The 14890-nt window shown below is 29.0% G+C and carries 12 protein-coding genes and 1 other annotated feature; all 12 genes read left to right on the top strand.

Going from position 1 to position 14890, the window contains the following annotated elements; genetic code table 11:
* The first annotated feature begins 142 nt into the window (after nt 1–142).
* The 12 genes from CSBG_RS12920 (at nt 143) to rnr (ending at nt 14720) form a co-directional block, all read left to right on the top strand.
* Nucleotides 143–1522, top strand: coding sequence for a sucrose-specific PTS transporter subunit IIBC (locus CSBG_RS12920; RefSeq protein ID WP_035285373.1), 1380 nt, complete (start codon nt 143–145; stop codon nt 1520–1522).
* A 381-nt stretch (nt 1523–1903) separates the two neighbouring features.
* A complete protein-coding gene (locus CSBG_RS12915) occupies nt 1904–2875 on the top strand; it encodes a carbohydrate kinase (protein WP_008680181.1) in 972 nt (323 codons plus the stop codon).
* A 2-nt stretch (nt 2876–2877) separates the two neighbouring features.
* On the top strand, nt 2878–4305 hold the full coding sequence (locus CSBG_RS12910) for a glycoside hydrolase family 32 protein (protein ID WP_008680179.1): 1428 nt from the start codon (nt 2878–2880) through the stop codon (nt 4303–4305).
* A 527-nt stretch (nt 4306–4832) separates the two neighbouring features.
* Nucleotides 4833–5045 (top strand) — a binding site (T-box leader).
* 143 nt (nt 5046–5188) lie between these two features.
* Entirely contained in the window at nt 5189–5854 is a 666-nt protein-coding gene (locus tag CSBG_RS12905; protein WP_008680177.1) for an amino acid ABC transporter permease, read from the top strand.
* Nucleotides 5835–6509, top strand: coding sequence for an amino acid ABC transporter permease (locus tag CSBG_RS12900; protein WP_008680175.1), 675 nt, complete (start codon nt 5835–5837; stop codon nt 6507–6509). Before CSBG_RS12905 ends, CSBG_RS12900 begins: the two co-directional genes overlap by 20 nt.
* A gap of 10 nt (nt 6510–6519) precedes the next feature.
* On the top strand, nt 6520–7266 hold the full coding sequence (locus CSBG_RS12895; protein WP_008680173.1) for an amino acid ABC transporter ATP-binding protein: 747 nt from the start codon (nt 6520–6522) through the stop codon (nt 7264–7266).
* Between the two features lie 22 nt (nt 7267–7288).
* Complete coding sequence (locus CSBG_RS12890) at nt 7289–8116, top strand: transporter substrate-binding domain-containing protein (RefSeq protein WP_008680171.1); 828 nt, start codon at nt 7289–7291, stop codon at nt 8114–8116.
* Between the two features lie 409 nt (nt 8117–8525).
* A complete protein-coding gene (locus CSBG_RS12885) occupies nt 8526–9116 on the top strand; it encodes a hypothetical protein (protein ID WP_008680169.1) in 591 nt (196 codons plus the stop codon).
* Between the two features lie 519 nt (nt 9117–9635).
* Nucleotides 9636–10931 carry a phosphopyruvate hydratase gene (eno, locus tag CSBG_RS12880; protein ID WP_008680168.1) on the top strand — a complete coding sequence of 432 codons (1296 nt, stop codon included), beginning with the start codon at nt 9636–9638 and terminating at the stop codon, nt 10929–10931.
* A 168-nt stretch (nt 10932–11099) separates the two neighbouring features.
* On the top strand, nt 11100–11330 hold the full coding sequence (secG, locus tag CSBG_RS12875) for a preprotein translocase subunit SecG (protein WP_008680166.1): 231 nt from the start codon (nt 11100–11102) through the stop codon (nt 11328–11330).
* A gap of 77 nt (nt 11331–11407) precedes the next feature.
* Nucleotides 11408–11785: a PH domain-containing protein gene (locus CSBG_RS12870; RefSeq protein WP_008680164.1), complete on the top strand. Its 378-nt coding sequence runs from the start codon at nt 11408–11410 to the stop codon at nt 11783–11785.
* Nucleotides 11786–12482: 697 nt separating this feature from the next.
* Complete coding sequence (rnr, locus tag CSBG_RS12865) at nt 12483–14720, top strand: ribonuclease R (protein WP_008680162.1); 2238 nt, start codon at nt 12483–12485, stop codon at nt 14718–14720.
* The last annotated feature ends 170 nt before the right edge of the window (nt 14721–14890 follow it).

The following is a 14890-nucleotide window of genomic DNA, read 5'->3' as shown; positions in this document are numbered from 1 at the left end:
ATAATTGTTACTAGAAATAATAAATCTTTTTGTGAAATGTGTGGGAACATTACCACTCTTAATGAGGTACATGGGAACATTACCACAACATGAAAGTCTTTTGTACCAAATATTGATAAAAAAGTTTTGCGGAGGAATTAAAATGAAGTCAAACAATTATTATGAAGCAGCTCAAGATATATTAAAGTATATCGGTGGGCCAGATAATATAACTAGTGCTGCACACGGTGCAACAAGATTGAGATTAGTTTTAAAGGATCAAAAATTAGTTAATAAGGAAGAGCTAGAGAAACTAGATATTGTTAAAGGTGTATTTTTAAATGGTGGACAGTTCCAAATTATAATTGGTCAAGGTACTGTTAATAAGGTATATGCAGAACTTACTAACATTGCTGGAATTAAGGAAATGAGCACTGCAGAAGTAAAACAAGAAGCAAGTAAGAATCTAAATGCTATTCAAAAATTAGCTAAGTTATTATCAGATATATTTGTTCCGATTATACCAGCTATAGTTGCAGCAGGTCTATTAATGGGATTATTAGGATTAGCAGGTAAGTTTGGATTAGAAGAGTATTCAGGAACTTGGTGGTGGATGATGCTTGATATGTTTAGTTCAGCAGCATTCAATTTCTTACCAATATTAGTTGCTATTAGTGCAGCAAAAGTATTTGGATGTAATACATTTTTAGCTGCAACTGTTGCGGGAATTATGATTCACCCTTCACTTCAAAATGCATGGACACAAGGTACTGGATATGAAACTATTAAAGTTTTAGGAATGATTGATATGCCATTACTTGGATATCAAGGGACGGTATTACCGATATTATTAGTTATATTTGTTATGTCTTATATAGAAAAAGGTACAAGGAAAATTGTTCCTGAAATTTTAGATATTTTATTAACTCCATTAATAACTGTATTATTAACTGGATTCTTAGCATTAGCAGTTATAGGACCAGCAGCTAACGTAATTGGAGCTGGAATAAGTACATTCTTAACATTTGCAATAGATAAACTTGGAATTATAGCTGGGCTTTTATTTGGTGGTGCATATTCATCAATAGTTATCACAGGTATACATCATAGCTTCCATGCTGTAGAGCTTAATTTATTAGCTGAAACAGGTGTTAATACATTATTACCAATTTGGGCAATGGCAAATGTAGCGCAAGGTGGAGCATGTTTTGCAGCCTTCTTATTAACGAAGAATAAGAAAATGAAGGCTATTGCACTTCCTTCAGCAATAAGTACTTTATTTGGTATAACTGAAGCAGCTATTTTTGGTGTAAACTTAAGATATAAGACGCCTTTCATAGGAGCAGCTATTGGTGGAGCCGTTGGAGGAGCTTATGTTGTAGCAATGAAAGTTGGAATGACTGCAGTTGGTGTTACTGGAATTCCTGGTATAGCTATAACAAATTCTACATCAATGTTTAACTATATAATTGGTATGGTTATAGCAATAGCGGTTGCATTTGTAGCTACTATGATGATGGGAGTTAAAGAGGAAGCTGCTTAAGATTAAAATAATAAAATTATATTAAAGTTAGAGCTTAAAATATACCCATTATTAAAGGAAGTAAAAAGAGTAGGATAATTTAAAAGATGATTTCTATATTAATAGGAATCATCTTTTATTAATACATTTTAATTAACGTTTTTAACATAGGCATTATTAAAAAGTAATTCTATATTTTATTTTAAAATAAATTCTTGCTAAATATGTTTATATCAATGTGATAGTAAAAAATTGGGTATTAAAAATATATATACTATGAAAAGAGTGATGATATAATTAACTTATATAAATAATACAAATTATTAAGTATAAATATAAAAAAATTAAATATTTTTAATGGATAAGGGAACGTTCCCTTATATAATCTTAAGGAGGAGAAGAATGAAAAAGGTAATTTCAATAGGAGAAGCTTTAATAGATTTTATACCACAAGAAAAGGGTGTTGCTTTAAAAGACGTTAGTAATTTTTTAAGAGTTGCAGGTGGAGCTCCACTTAATGTTGCAGCTGCCGTAGCAAAATTAGGTGGAGAATCACAAATGCTTACTAAACTTGGTATGGATGGTTTTGGTGATCATATTTTAGAAGAAGTTACACCACTTGGGGTGGATGTTTCAAAAGTTTTAAGAACTAATGAAGCTAATACTGCACTAGCATTTGTTTCATTAAAGGCAGGTGGGGAAAGAGATTTTTCATTTTATAGAAACCCAAGTGCAGATATGTTGTTAAATGAGACAGAAATAGAAGAAGATATTTTTATAGAAGGTGGAATATTACATTTTTGTTCTGTAAGTTTAATAGATGCGCCAATAAAAAAGGCAAATAAAAAAGCAATAGAGTTTGCAAAGAAAAATAATTGCTTAATTAGTTTTGATCCAAACGTTAGATTGCCATTATGGAAAACAGCAGAAGATTGTAAAAAAGCTATTTTAGAATTCTTGCCACTTGCTAATATAGTTAAGATTAGTGATGAAGAATTAGAATTTATAACTGGAATATCTGATGAAGAAAAAGCTCTAAAGAGCTTATTACAAGGGGATGTTGAAGTTATAATTTATACTAAAGGTAGTAATGGAGCAGAGTTTTTAACTAAGAAAGGAAAAGTATTTTCAGAGTCCTTTAAAGTTAATCCTCAAGATACTACAGGAGCGGGAGATTCATTTATAGGATCATTTTTATATCAAGTTGCAGAAGGAAATCATACTTTAGAAAGTCTAATTGATTTATCAGAAGAAACAATAAAGGAATTTCTAACATTTTCAAATGCAACTGCTGCTTTAACAGTTTGTAGGAAGGGTGCTATTGGAGCATTACCAAATAAGGAAGAAGTTTTAGGTTTAGTAAAAGGGAGATAAGTATGTTAAGAGCTAAATTTGATAAGCAAATAAAGGAATGCATGAGTGAAAATTTAGAGTTAGTTAATAATGATAAATGGAGGAATAAATATCATATAATACCACCAGTAGGATGGATAAATGATCCAAATGGATTATGTGAATTTAATGGGGTATATCATTGTTTTTATCAATACTCTCCATTAAGTCCTTTAGGAGGAGAAAAATTTTGGGGGCATGCTGTTTCTAAAGATTTAGCTAATTGGGAACAAAGAGATATTGCTCTTTATCCAGATATAAAGGAAGATATAAATGGAGTATATTCAGGATCTGCATTAGTTAAAGATGATACAGTATATTTTTTCTATACAGGTAATGTAAAATATCCAGGAGATCATGATTATATATTAACTGGAAGAGAACAAAATGTTATTCTAGTAACTAGTAAGGATTGTGTAAATTTCTCAGAAAAGAAAGTTCTTCTTAGGAATAGTGATTTTCCAAATAATATGTCTTTACACGTTAGAGATCCAAAGGTTTGGGAAGAAGATGGTATTTACTATATGGTTCTAGGGGCTAGAACAAAAGATGATAAGGGATGTATTTTATTATATAAATCAAATGACCTTTACAATTGGGAGTTCCATTCAATACCAGCTAGAAATATAAATAATATGGGATATATGTGGGAATGCCCGGATATATTTAAGTTAGATGATAAATATATATTAATGTTTTCTCCACAGGGGATGGAAGCAGACGGTTATAAGTATAATAATGTATATCAAAGTGGATATGCTATTGGAAATTTTATTAATGATAACACGCAACTTAAATTAGGTGAGTTTATTGAAATAGATAGAGGGTTTGATTTCTATGCACCACAGACATTTGAAGATTCTAAGGGAAGAAGAATAGTCATAGGATGGATGGGGGTACCTGATGCCGTTGAGCATAAAAACCCTACTATAGATAAATTTTGGCAACATCAATTAACAATTCCAAGAGAGTTAATTTTAAAGAATGATAAGATATATCAAATTCCTGTTGCAGAATTAGAAGTTTTAAGAAAAGGTGTTGCATATAAGAATGAAATTTCTTTAAATGATAAGTCTATTTTAGATATATTTGAAAGCAATACTTTTGAATTAAAAATTGATTTTATAAACTCAAAAGAATTCCAAATTTCACTGAGAGAAGACTGTACTCTTTCCTATAAGAATAAAGTATTTAAATTAGAACTTGGAAAATCAGGATATGGTAGAGATATGAGGGCAGTAGAAATTGATGCTGTTAATTCTATAAGAATATTCTCTGATAATTCTTCTTTAGAAATATTCTTAAATGATGGAGAAGAAGTATTTAGCACTAGAATTTATAATGATTATATAGATAGAACCTTAACATTAATAGGTGAAGGAATAGTAAAAATTGAAAAATGGAATCTATAAATAAAGGCAGAAAATAAAAAAAAGGCTATATGAACATAAAGTTTGATACTAGTTGATAAAAAGGGAAGTTCTAAGTCGAACTTCCCTTTTTTGCAGTAACAAAATTTTATTTTAAAATATTTAGTTTTATGCATATATAAATAATATGTGAAAATTTCTATTTAAGTACAGAAATCATCTTCTTTGTGCATAACCATTTTTTTATAATGTCCTTGACATAGGTATCAGTTTAAAACGCGATGCCCTTTGTGAAAATAAGAGATTAACTTTTTAAGGCAATAAAGTTTACTTAAAATTTAATAAATTATATTTTATATAAAATAGGTTTTGAGATTATATATTATTTCTTAGGAAATTTTTATAAAGCTTTTTATAGAAATTTTTACTATAAAAATGAACTATTTATTATCGTTAACATATATTAAAATTAAAATTCTAAAAATAGAAATAATCTTAATAAATAGATGGAAAAAATATTGACAAATAAACGAAATAAAGTATAATTTAATTAAACATATCGGAATAGTAGGAAAACTAAGATGAAGAAAGTAGTATATTAATAGTGCTTACAGAGAGAAGGAGTTGCTGAGATCCTTTGGCAAAGTAATATATGAAGTGCACTTCGGAGTTTAAAGTATGAAATATTAGTAGTACTTTAACGGGTCGCCGTTTATAGCGAAGTTTAAGGTGGAACTATGTTCAATTAGAGTGGAACCGCGGAGTATGACTTCGTCTCTTATAAAGTATAAGAGAGGGAGTTTTTTTATTTATATAAATTCTCTTAAGAATATTATATTTAAATTTAATATAAAATTTGATGGATCTAAGAGAATTTAGTATTTTGAAAACTTTTATAAAGGCTTTAAGATTTAGGGGGGATTTTATGGAGCTAGATTTCAATTTTATTATTAGGAGTTTACCAGATTTTTTTCAAGCAACAGCTATCACTATAAAATTAGCAATTATATCGATTATCTTATCTATTTTAATTGGAGTAATAATAGAAGTGGCCAGATATTTTAATATAAAATGGGTAAATGTAATATCTAAAGGATATATAGAATTTTCAAGGAATACACCACTTTTAATACAAGTATTTTTTCTCTATTATGGCTTAACTAAGCTTGGAGTAAAGTTAAGTGGATTTGCTTGCGGCGTTATAGGTCTATCATTTTTAGGTGGGGCCTATATGGCAGAATCCTTTAGAGGAGGAATAGATGCAGTTGCTAAATCACAAATAGAAAGTGGACAAGCTTTAGGATTAAGTAAAACACAAATTTTAAGATATATAGTGATGCCAATGAGCTTTTCTATATCAATTCCATCTATAGTAGCAAATTGTATATTCTTAGTAAAGGAAACATCTATAATAGGCTCAATAGCAGTTGCAGAGCTTATGTTTGTTACTAAAGATGTTATAGGAATGTATTATAAAACAAATGAAGCATTAATCTTAGTTGTAGTATTTTACCTTATGATATTACTTCCTATTTCAATAATCAGTAGGATTTTAGAGAGGAGGTTAAGGCATGGAGAATTTGGGAAATAATATAATTTTTAATGTGGACAATATGAAAAGGCTTATGGAGGGGTTACTAGTAACTTTAAATGTGGCTATTATATCTGTTGTTTTATCAACTATATTAGGAGTTATATTTGGAATAATTATGACAAGTAAAAGAAAGGTTGTAAAAGTAATATCAACTATATATTTAGAAAGTATAAGAATAATTCCATTAATGGTGTGGTTATTTTTGTTTTACTTTGGAGTACCTACACTTTTAAATATTCATTTAGAATCTACTATAGTTGGATATATTGTTTTTACTTTATGGGGAACAGCAGAAATTGGAGATTTAGTAAGAGGAGCAATTACTTCAATTCCTAAAATATATTATGAATCAGCCATGGCATTATCTTTAAATAAGATAAAAACTTATAGATATATTATTATTCCAGTTAGTATAAGAAGAGTTATGCCAGGTATTATAAATTTAAGTACTAGAATGATTAAAACAACTACATTAATGACTTTAATAGGTGCAGTTGATTTAGTTAAAGTTGGACAGCAAATTATAGAAAGAACAGTATTAACAGAGCCACTAGCATCATTTTGGATTTATGGTGTGTTGCTTATAATATATTTTTTAATTTGTTTTCCAATTTCGTTGGGAGCAAAGGCTTTAGAGAAAAAACTAAATTAGGGGGGATTTTATGAGTGAAGAAATATTGCTTAAAGTGAAAAATATAAAGAAAAGTTATGGGGAGATAGAAGCATTAAAGGGAATAGACTTAGAAGTGAAAAAAGGCGAAGTAGTAGTAATTTTGGGTCCTTCAGGTTGTGGTAAAAGTACATTTTTGAGGTGTTTAAATGGATTAGAAGATGTAACTGAAGGAGAAATAATCTTAAACAATTATGGGATTTTAGGTAAAGAGGTAGAATTTGAAAAGGTAAGAGGAACAATAGGAATGGTTTTTCAAAGCTATGAATTATTTCCTCATATGAATGTTATAAATAATATTTTGCTTGGACCGACTAAGGCCCAAAATAGAAATAAAGAAGAGGCTGAAAAACAAGCAGATGAACTTTTAAAAAGAGTTGGATTATTTAATAGAAAATATGCTTATCCAAGAGAACTTTCAGGAGGTCAAAAGCAAAGAATAGCAATAGTTAGGGCTTTGTGTATGAATCCAGAAATAATGCTTTTTGATGAAGTTACAGCAGCGTTAGATCCAGAAATGGTTAGAGAAGTTCTAATGGTATTATTAGAGCTTGCTCAAAATGGTATGACTATGGTCGTAGTTACTCATGAATTAGAATTTGCAAAACATGTAGCAGATAAGATTGTATTTATGGAGGAAGGTAAAATAGTAGAAGTATCTTCTCCAAAAGAGTTTTTTGAAAATCCAAAAACTGAAAGAGCAAAAAGCTTTTTATCATCATTTGATTTTTATAAATAATAAAAAGGAAGGGGTAAATAAAATGAAAAAATTTTTATCATTAATTTTAACATTAGTAATAGCATTGGGGGTATTAGTTGGATGTGGAAGTAAGGCAGAAGAAAGTAAGGCATCAATAGATGTAATAAAAAAAGCAGGCAAGATAAGAATCGGAGTGTTTAGCGATAAGCCACCATTTGGATTTGTAGATGAAAAAGGAGCAAACCAAGGATATGATGTCTATTTAGCAAAGAGATTAGCAAAGGATTTATTAGGGGATGAAAATAAAGTTGAATTTGTATTGGTTGAAGCTGCAAATAGAGTAGAATATTTACAATCAAACAAAGTTGATATAATCTTAGCTAACTTTACAGTTACACCGGAAAGAAAAGAAAAAGTAGATTTTGCAACTCCATATATGAAGGTTTCATTAGGCGTGGTTTCACCAGATGGAGCACCAATAAAATCAGTAGATGATTTAAAAGGCAAAAAGTTACTTGTAAATAAGGGAACAACAGCAGAAAGTTATTTTACAAAAAACTATCCTGATATTGAACTAGTTAAGTTTGAACAAAACACTGAAACATTTGCTGCATTAAAAGATGGAAGAGGAGCTGCATTAGCTCATGATAATACTTTATTATTTGCTTGGGCAAGAGAAAATGAAGGGTATGACACTTATATTTCAAGTCTAGGTGAAGAAGATGCAATAGCACCAGCTGTTAAAAAAGGAGATGCAGAGTTATTAGAATGGCTTAATAAAGAAGTAGATACCCTTATTAAAGAAGGATTCTTTAAAGAAGCTTATGATGCAACACTTGCACCTGTCTATGGAGATACTGTAAAACCAGAAACAGTAATATTTAATTAATGAAAGAGCAAAGAATGAAAAAGTGAAAAAAATTAAGGAAATAATTCTCCTACGTAGAGTTATGAAGAATTATTAAAAGTAATTTGCACTAATTGAATTTTAGTTCATGAAACACTAATTGAATAATTAGTAAGGTGCAGAGTTATAAAATTGATCTTAGTATAAAAACCCATCTACTAAAAAGTGTCTTAAGTAGATGGGTTTATTAATATATGGAAGAACTACTGTGTAAAAGTCTTGGTTAAAATTGCTATGCTAAAAGAGACTAATAATATAGGTCTAGAAGTTATTCCTTTAATCTTTCTCTTTTAATTAATAAGCTATTTGTTAATAAATAAAAAAGAAACTTGTTATAATATTTAAGTTTAAATAATAAGATGTAATAATAATATTTTTATGGGAGAGTTATATGGCTAGGACTTATTCTTATTCAGCAGATTTTGATGCTGAAACTGAAGAGCTTTTTAAGGAAGCCGTTTTTCTTGGTGAGGGTCATAATGGTATTGTTTATGAGTTACCTGATAATAAAGCAGTAAAGATATTTCAAGAATCGAAATGTTGCAAAGAAGAAGGGGAGATACTTAAAAAAGTAAGTAGATCTAAGTATTTTCCAAAGGTATATAATATGGGTAAGTTTTATATAGTAAGGGATAAGGTTGAAGGACATAGGTTAGACCATTATATCAAGAAAAAAGGTTTTAATTATGAAATTGCAGAAAATCTATATTATTTAATAGAAGAATTTAAAAGGCTTAAATTCACTAAATTAGATGCTAGATGTAGAGATATTTACATAACAAGGGATAATAAGGTTATGGTTATAGATCCAAAGCAATGCTACAAAAGAAAGGTAAACTATCCAAGGCATCTAATGAAGGGACTTGATAAAGTTGGAGTTTTAGAAAGCTTTTTAGAGGATATTAGATTGGTTGATAAAAAGGTTGCAAGGGAATGGGAAAAGAAATATAAGCAATACTTACAAAATGATGAAGTAGAGTAAAAAGAGCCTAGAAAGGCTCTTTTTGTTTTATAAAATAATTATATATCGATATATATAAATTAAATCAATTATGGAAAACTCCTTTTGATAATCAATTAGTTTAGGTAACCTAATTAAAAATCAAAAGGAGAAATTTAAATGGATAAATATAGTTTATCATATAATAATAAAAATTGTTAAGAAATAAACTTAAAATTTAAATTATTTTAATATTTAAATAGGAAATATTTAAGAATAAGGATGGTAATAGTGAGATTTAGAATAGTAAAATATTAAAAGTACAAAAATAATTATTTTTAAATGATTACACAAATAAATAAATATTGAAAATTATGGGCAAAGTGGTATAATAATAATGAAAATGTGATAATGATTATTATTTGCTAGAAAATGTTATTTCTTTCATAAAACCCTAGATACGTGTCGATTTATGAATAATTTATTATTCATAAGAAATAATATAAAGGTATAGTTATAGGTGAAGAAATTAAACATTTCAAATATAAGGAGGAAAAAGTAATGAAAAATTATTGTGAAATAGTAGACGTTGTAGCAAGACAAATTCTTGACTCAAGATGTTTCCCTACAGTAGAAGTTGAAGTATATTTAGAAGATGGTACTGTAGGAAGAGCAGCAGTTCCATCAGGAGCATCAACTGGTATGTATGAAGCAGTTGAATTAAGAGATGGAGATAAAGATAACTACCTAGGAAAAGGTGTTTTAAAGGCTGTTCAAAACGTAAATGATACAATTGCTGAAGAATTAATTGGATGCAACGTATATGATCAACCATATATAGATAAAATGCTTATTGAATTAGATGGAACTCCAAACAAAGCAAAATTAGGTGCTAACGCTATATTAGGTGTTTCTCTTGCTGTTGCTAATGCAGCTGCAAAATCATTAGATTTACCATTATACCAATATGTAGGTGGAGTAAATGCAAAAGTTTTACCAGTACCTATGATGAACATAATCAATGGTGGATCACATGCTGATAACTCAGTTGATTTACAAGAATTTATGGTTATGCCAGTTGGAGCTAAGACATTTAGCGATGCATTAAAGATGTGTGCTGAAGTTTACCATACATTAAAGAAAACTTTACATGATAAGGGATATTCAACAGCTATCGGTGATGAAGGTGGATTTGCTCCAGACCTTAAGTCAAACGAAGAGGCTATTGAAGTTATTATAGAAGCTATAACTAAAGCTGGTTACAAAGCTGGAGAAGACATGTTTATAGCTATAGATGCTGCTTCATCAGAATATTACAAAGATGGAAAGTATGTATTAGAACATGAAGGAAAAACTTTAACTGCAGCTGAAATGGTTGACTTCTTAGAAGATTGGGTTAACAAATATCCAATTATCTCAATCGAAGATGGTATGGCTGAAGAAGATTGGGAAGGTTGGAAGCTAATAACTGAAAGATTAGGTAAGAAAGTTCAATTAGTTGGTGATGATTTATTTGTTACTAATACTGAAAGATTAGAAAGAGGAATCGACATGGGAGTTGGTAACTCAATCCTAATCAAGTTAAACCAAATCGGTACCTTAACTGAAACTTTAAATGCTATCGAAATGGCTAACAGAGCTGGTTATACAGCAGTTATTTCTCACAGATCTGGTGAAACAGAAGATACTACAATTGCTGATTTAGTTGTAGCTGTTAACGCTGGTCAAATCAAGACTGGTGCTCCAGCAAGATCTGAAAGAGTTGCTAAGTACAACCAATTAATAAGAATTGAAGAAGAATTAGACGATGTAGCTGAATACAGAGGAAGAAAAGCATTCTTCAACATTAAGAAATAATTTATTTAAAAAATAAGGATGAGATTATAAAATCTTATCCTTATTTTTATTCAAGATTTTTATGTAAGAGTATGATTTTGTAACTATTTACTTGTAATGTAGCATTTAATATGTTAATATAAATTTATGTAAATATGACCGTTTTGAGTAACCATGGGAGGTATAAAAATGAAAGATGTTTTATTAATATTAGAAGTGATCTTAGGGTTAGCAATTATAATATCAGTATTATTACAACCAAGTAAAACAGATGCATTAAGTGGACTTATTCAAGGAAGCAAAAATGAAACTTTCTTTTCAAAAAATAAAGCTAGAACAAAGGAAGCTATGCTATTAAAAGTAACAATTGTAACAATGACTTTATTTGCTGTGAATACAGTAGTATTAAATTTAATATAATGTTATAACAAGAGCTGCTTTTCATAATAGGTGGCTCTTTATATTTATTTAGTATTTAAAATAAAAGGAGTGTTTTTATGGGGATATTTAATGGATTAATGGGAAATGCTTCAGAAGTTAATCTAGAAGCTTTAAAAAAAGAATATGGAAAAATATTAGCATCAACTGAAACTATAGAAAAAGCTTATAAGTTAGTAAGAGATATGTTTATCTTTACAAATAAGAGACTTATTTTAATTGATAAGCAAGGAATGACAGGAAAGAAGACTGAATATCATTCGATTCCATACAAATCAATAACTCATTTTAGCATTGAAACTGCTGGACATTTTGACTTGGATGCTGAATTAAAGATATGGATTTCAGGAACAGCTTTGCCAATAGAAAAGCAATTTAATAGTAGCTTGGATATTTATGAGTTACAAACTGTACTTGCAGAATACTGCCTGAGATAAATGGAAAGAGTGAAATAATTAAGGAAGTAATTCACCTTTGTTGAATTATAAAAATGTGTTGTTTATAGATAAATCTATAAAGTCATAAGAGATTAATGTATAGCAGAGAATTGTTGAGATAATCCAGCACGCTGAATTATAGGGAAAAGTTAAAGAATAAAAAAGTAAAATAGTATAGGAAATAATTCGCCCTTGCCGAGTTATGGAGAATTGATTGTTTGTAGAATAAATCTACAATAATCAGAGTATTAAGAAATAAATTATAATTGATAATTGGTGTGGACAATTGACAATGATGGTTGTTGAATGTCCATTTTTTTGATTTAATATATATTGGTAATTAAATGATTTACAGGAAAATTAGTGAAGTGAATAGGAAAGTACTTGAAATTGTGTAATATGAAGAGAAGATGGATAAACTAGAGAATAGTGAAGTGTGAGAATAGACTTTAAGGAGTTTAGCTTAAGAGGAAAGAGTTATGAAATAAACTCAAAAAGATTTTAATAAATAATAAAAACTTAAGAGTTTAAAAAATAATTTAGACGAGTTGAATTATAGGAAAAATGAAGGAATTAATTATTTATGTTCTGTAGTTTTATAAATTATATAGATTTAAGAATTTACATATAATAATTATATAAGCTACTAAGAGAACAAGATTAAAATAGATTTAAATTATATGGAGGAAACGTATATATGGGAATTAAACAAACGTTATTAAGTTTTATGAGAGAGGAAGCATATAGACCAATGGATATCCAAGAGTTGGTTGCAGTATTTGATATAAATCCTGAGGAGTATAAATCTTTTAAAAAAGTTTTAAAATCAATGGAAAGAGAAGGCCTAATTGTTAGAACCAAAAAGGATAAGTTTGGTGTGCCTGAAAGACTTGGGTTAATAACTGGTAAGTTACAAGTGCATCAAAAAGGATTTGGATTTTTACTTCCTGAAACAGAAGGAGAAAAGGATGTCTTTATTCCAAGTTCATCTATGAATGGAGCTATGAATGGAGATAAGGTTTTAGTTCAAATAACAAGAGAAGATTTAAATGGTAAAAAGAGAGAAGGAGAAGTAAGAGAAGTTTTAGAAAGATCTAATAATAAGATCATAGGAGTCTATGAGGATAGTAGAAACTTCGGCTTTGTAGTTCCAGAAGATACAAGATTAAATCAAGATATCTTTATTTCTAAAAAGGATAGAAATGGAGCTAAAGATGGAGATGTAGTAATTTGTGAAATAGTTAAATGGGCAGATAAAAGAAGAAGTCCAGAAGGAATAGTTAAGGAAGTATTAGGTAGAAAGGGAGATAAGGGGTTAGATATTCTTACAATAATTAAGAAGTATGGATTACCAGAAGAGTTCCCAGAAAAAGTTTTAAGTTATGCAGAAAATATTGAAGAAGAAATAGATTCTAAAGAATATGCAAGAAGAAAAGATCTTAGAAATTTAAGAATGGTAACAATAGATGGTGAAGATGCAAAAGATTTAGATGATGCTGTTTCAATAGAAAGACTTGATAATGGTAAGTTTAGATTAGGAGTTCATATTGCAGACGTATCTCATTATGTAAGAGAAAAGAATCCTCTAGATAAAGAAGCTTTAAAAAGAGCTACTTCAGTATATCTAATAGATAGAGTAATTCCAATGCTACCTAAGAAGTTATCTAATGGTATTTGTTCGTTAAATCCTAAGGTAGATAGATTAGCGTTAAGTTGCTTTATGGTTATTGATAAGAATGGAAAAGTGATTCAACATGAAATTGAAGAATCAGTTATTAAGACTAGTGAAAGAATGACTTATACAGATGTAACAAAAATTCTAGAAAATAATGATGAAGAACTTATAAAAAGATACGATTACTTAGTAGATGACTTTAAAGCTATGGAAGAGCTATGTAATATTCTTCGTGAAAAGAGAATAAAAAGAGGAGCTATAGATTTTAACTTTGAAGAATCTAAGATAATATTAAATGATTTAGGAAAACCAATAGATATTAAGCCTTATGACAGAGCTATTGCAAATAGAATAATAGAAGAATTTATGCTTGTATGTAATGAAACAATAGCTGAGCATATGTTCTGGACTAATCTTCCATTTGTTTATAGAATTCACGAAGAGCCCGATGAAGAAAAGTTAGAAAAATTTAAAGAGTTTGTATATAACTTAGGTTATATTGTGAGATGGGGTCAAGAAGCTCATCCAAGAGCTCTTCAGGATATACTAGAAAAAGTAAAAGGTAAAAAGGAAGAAACTGTAGTAAGTACTCTTTTATTACGTTCAATGATGCAAGCTAAATACTCACCAGAATGCGTAGGACACTTTGGCCTTGCAGCTAAGTATTACTGTCACTTTACATCACCAATAAGAAGATATCCTGATTTGCAAATTCATAGAATTATAAAGGAACAATTAAATGGAAAGATAGATGAAAAAAGAGCGGGAAGATTAACTAATATAGTTGAAATAGCATCAAAACAATCATCGGAAATGGAAAGATTAGCTCAAGAAGCTGAAAGAGAAGTTGATGATTTAAAGAAAGCAGAATATATGCAAGAAAGAATTGGAGAAGAATTTACAGCAATTATATCTTCAGTTACATCCTTTGGTTTATTTGCAGAATTACCAAATACAATAGAAGGATTAATTCATATAACAGCTCTAGATGATGATTACTATATTTATGATGAAGCTCATTTATGTTTAATTGGAGAAAGAACTAAAAAAGTATATAGATTAGGTGATGAAATCAAAGTTAAATGTACTAGAGTTGATATAGATAACAGAGAAGTTTATTTTGATTTAATTGAGGAAGAACAACCTAAAGAAGAAATAGTACCTAGTGAAAAGCTTAGTGAAAAAATTCAAGAAGCAAAAGATGAAATGAAAAGCGAACTAGTCCATGAAGATGATAATGAAGATAGTGAAGAACTGTAATATTTTGCAAAGTAAAATAATGAAAAAATGAAAAAATGAAGGAATGAAAAAATTAAGGTAAAAACCTTACAGGATTTTTGAATAGAAAGTGCTTGGCACCTATAGTTTAAGTTTTGCGTAGCAAAACAACCTTAATTCTTTCATTTTTTAATTCTTTCATTAATAAATTG

The sequence above is a fragment of the Clostridium sp. 7_2_43FAA genome, assembly GCF_000158375.2.
GTDB classification, from domain to species: domain Bacteria; phylum Bacillota; class Clostridia; order Clostridiales; family Clostridiaceae; genus Clostridium; species Clostridium tertium.
This window is presented reverse-complemented; position numbering and strand designations above follow the sequence as displayed.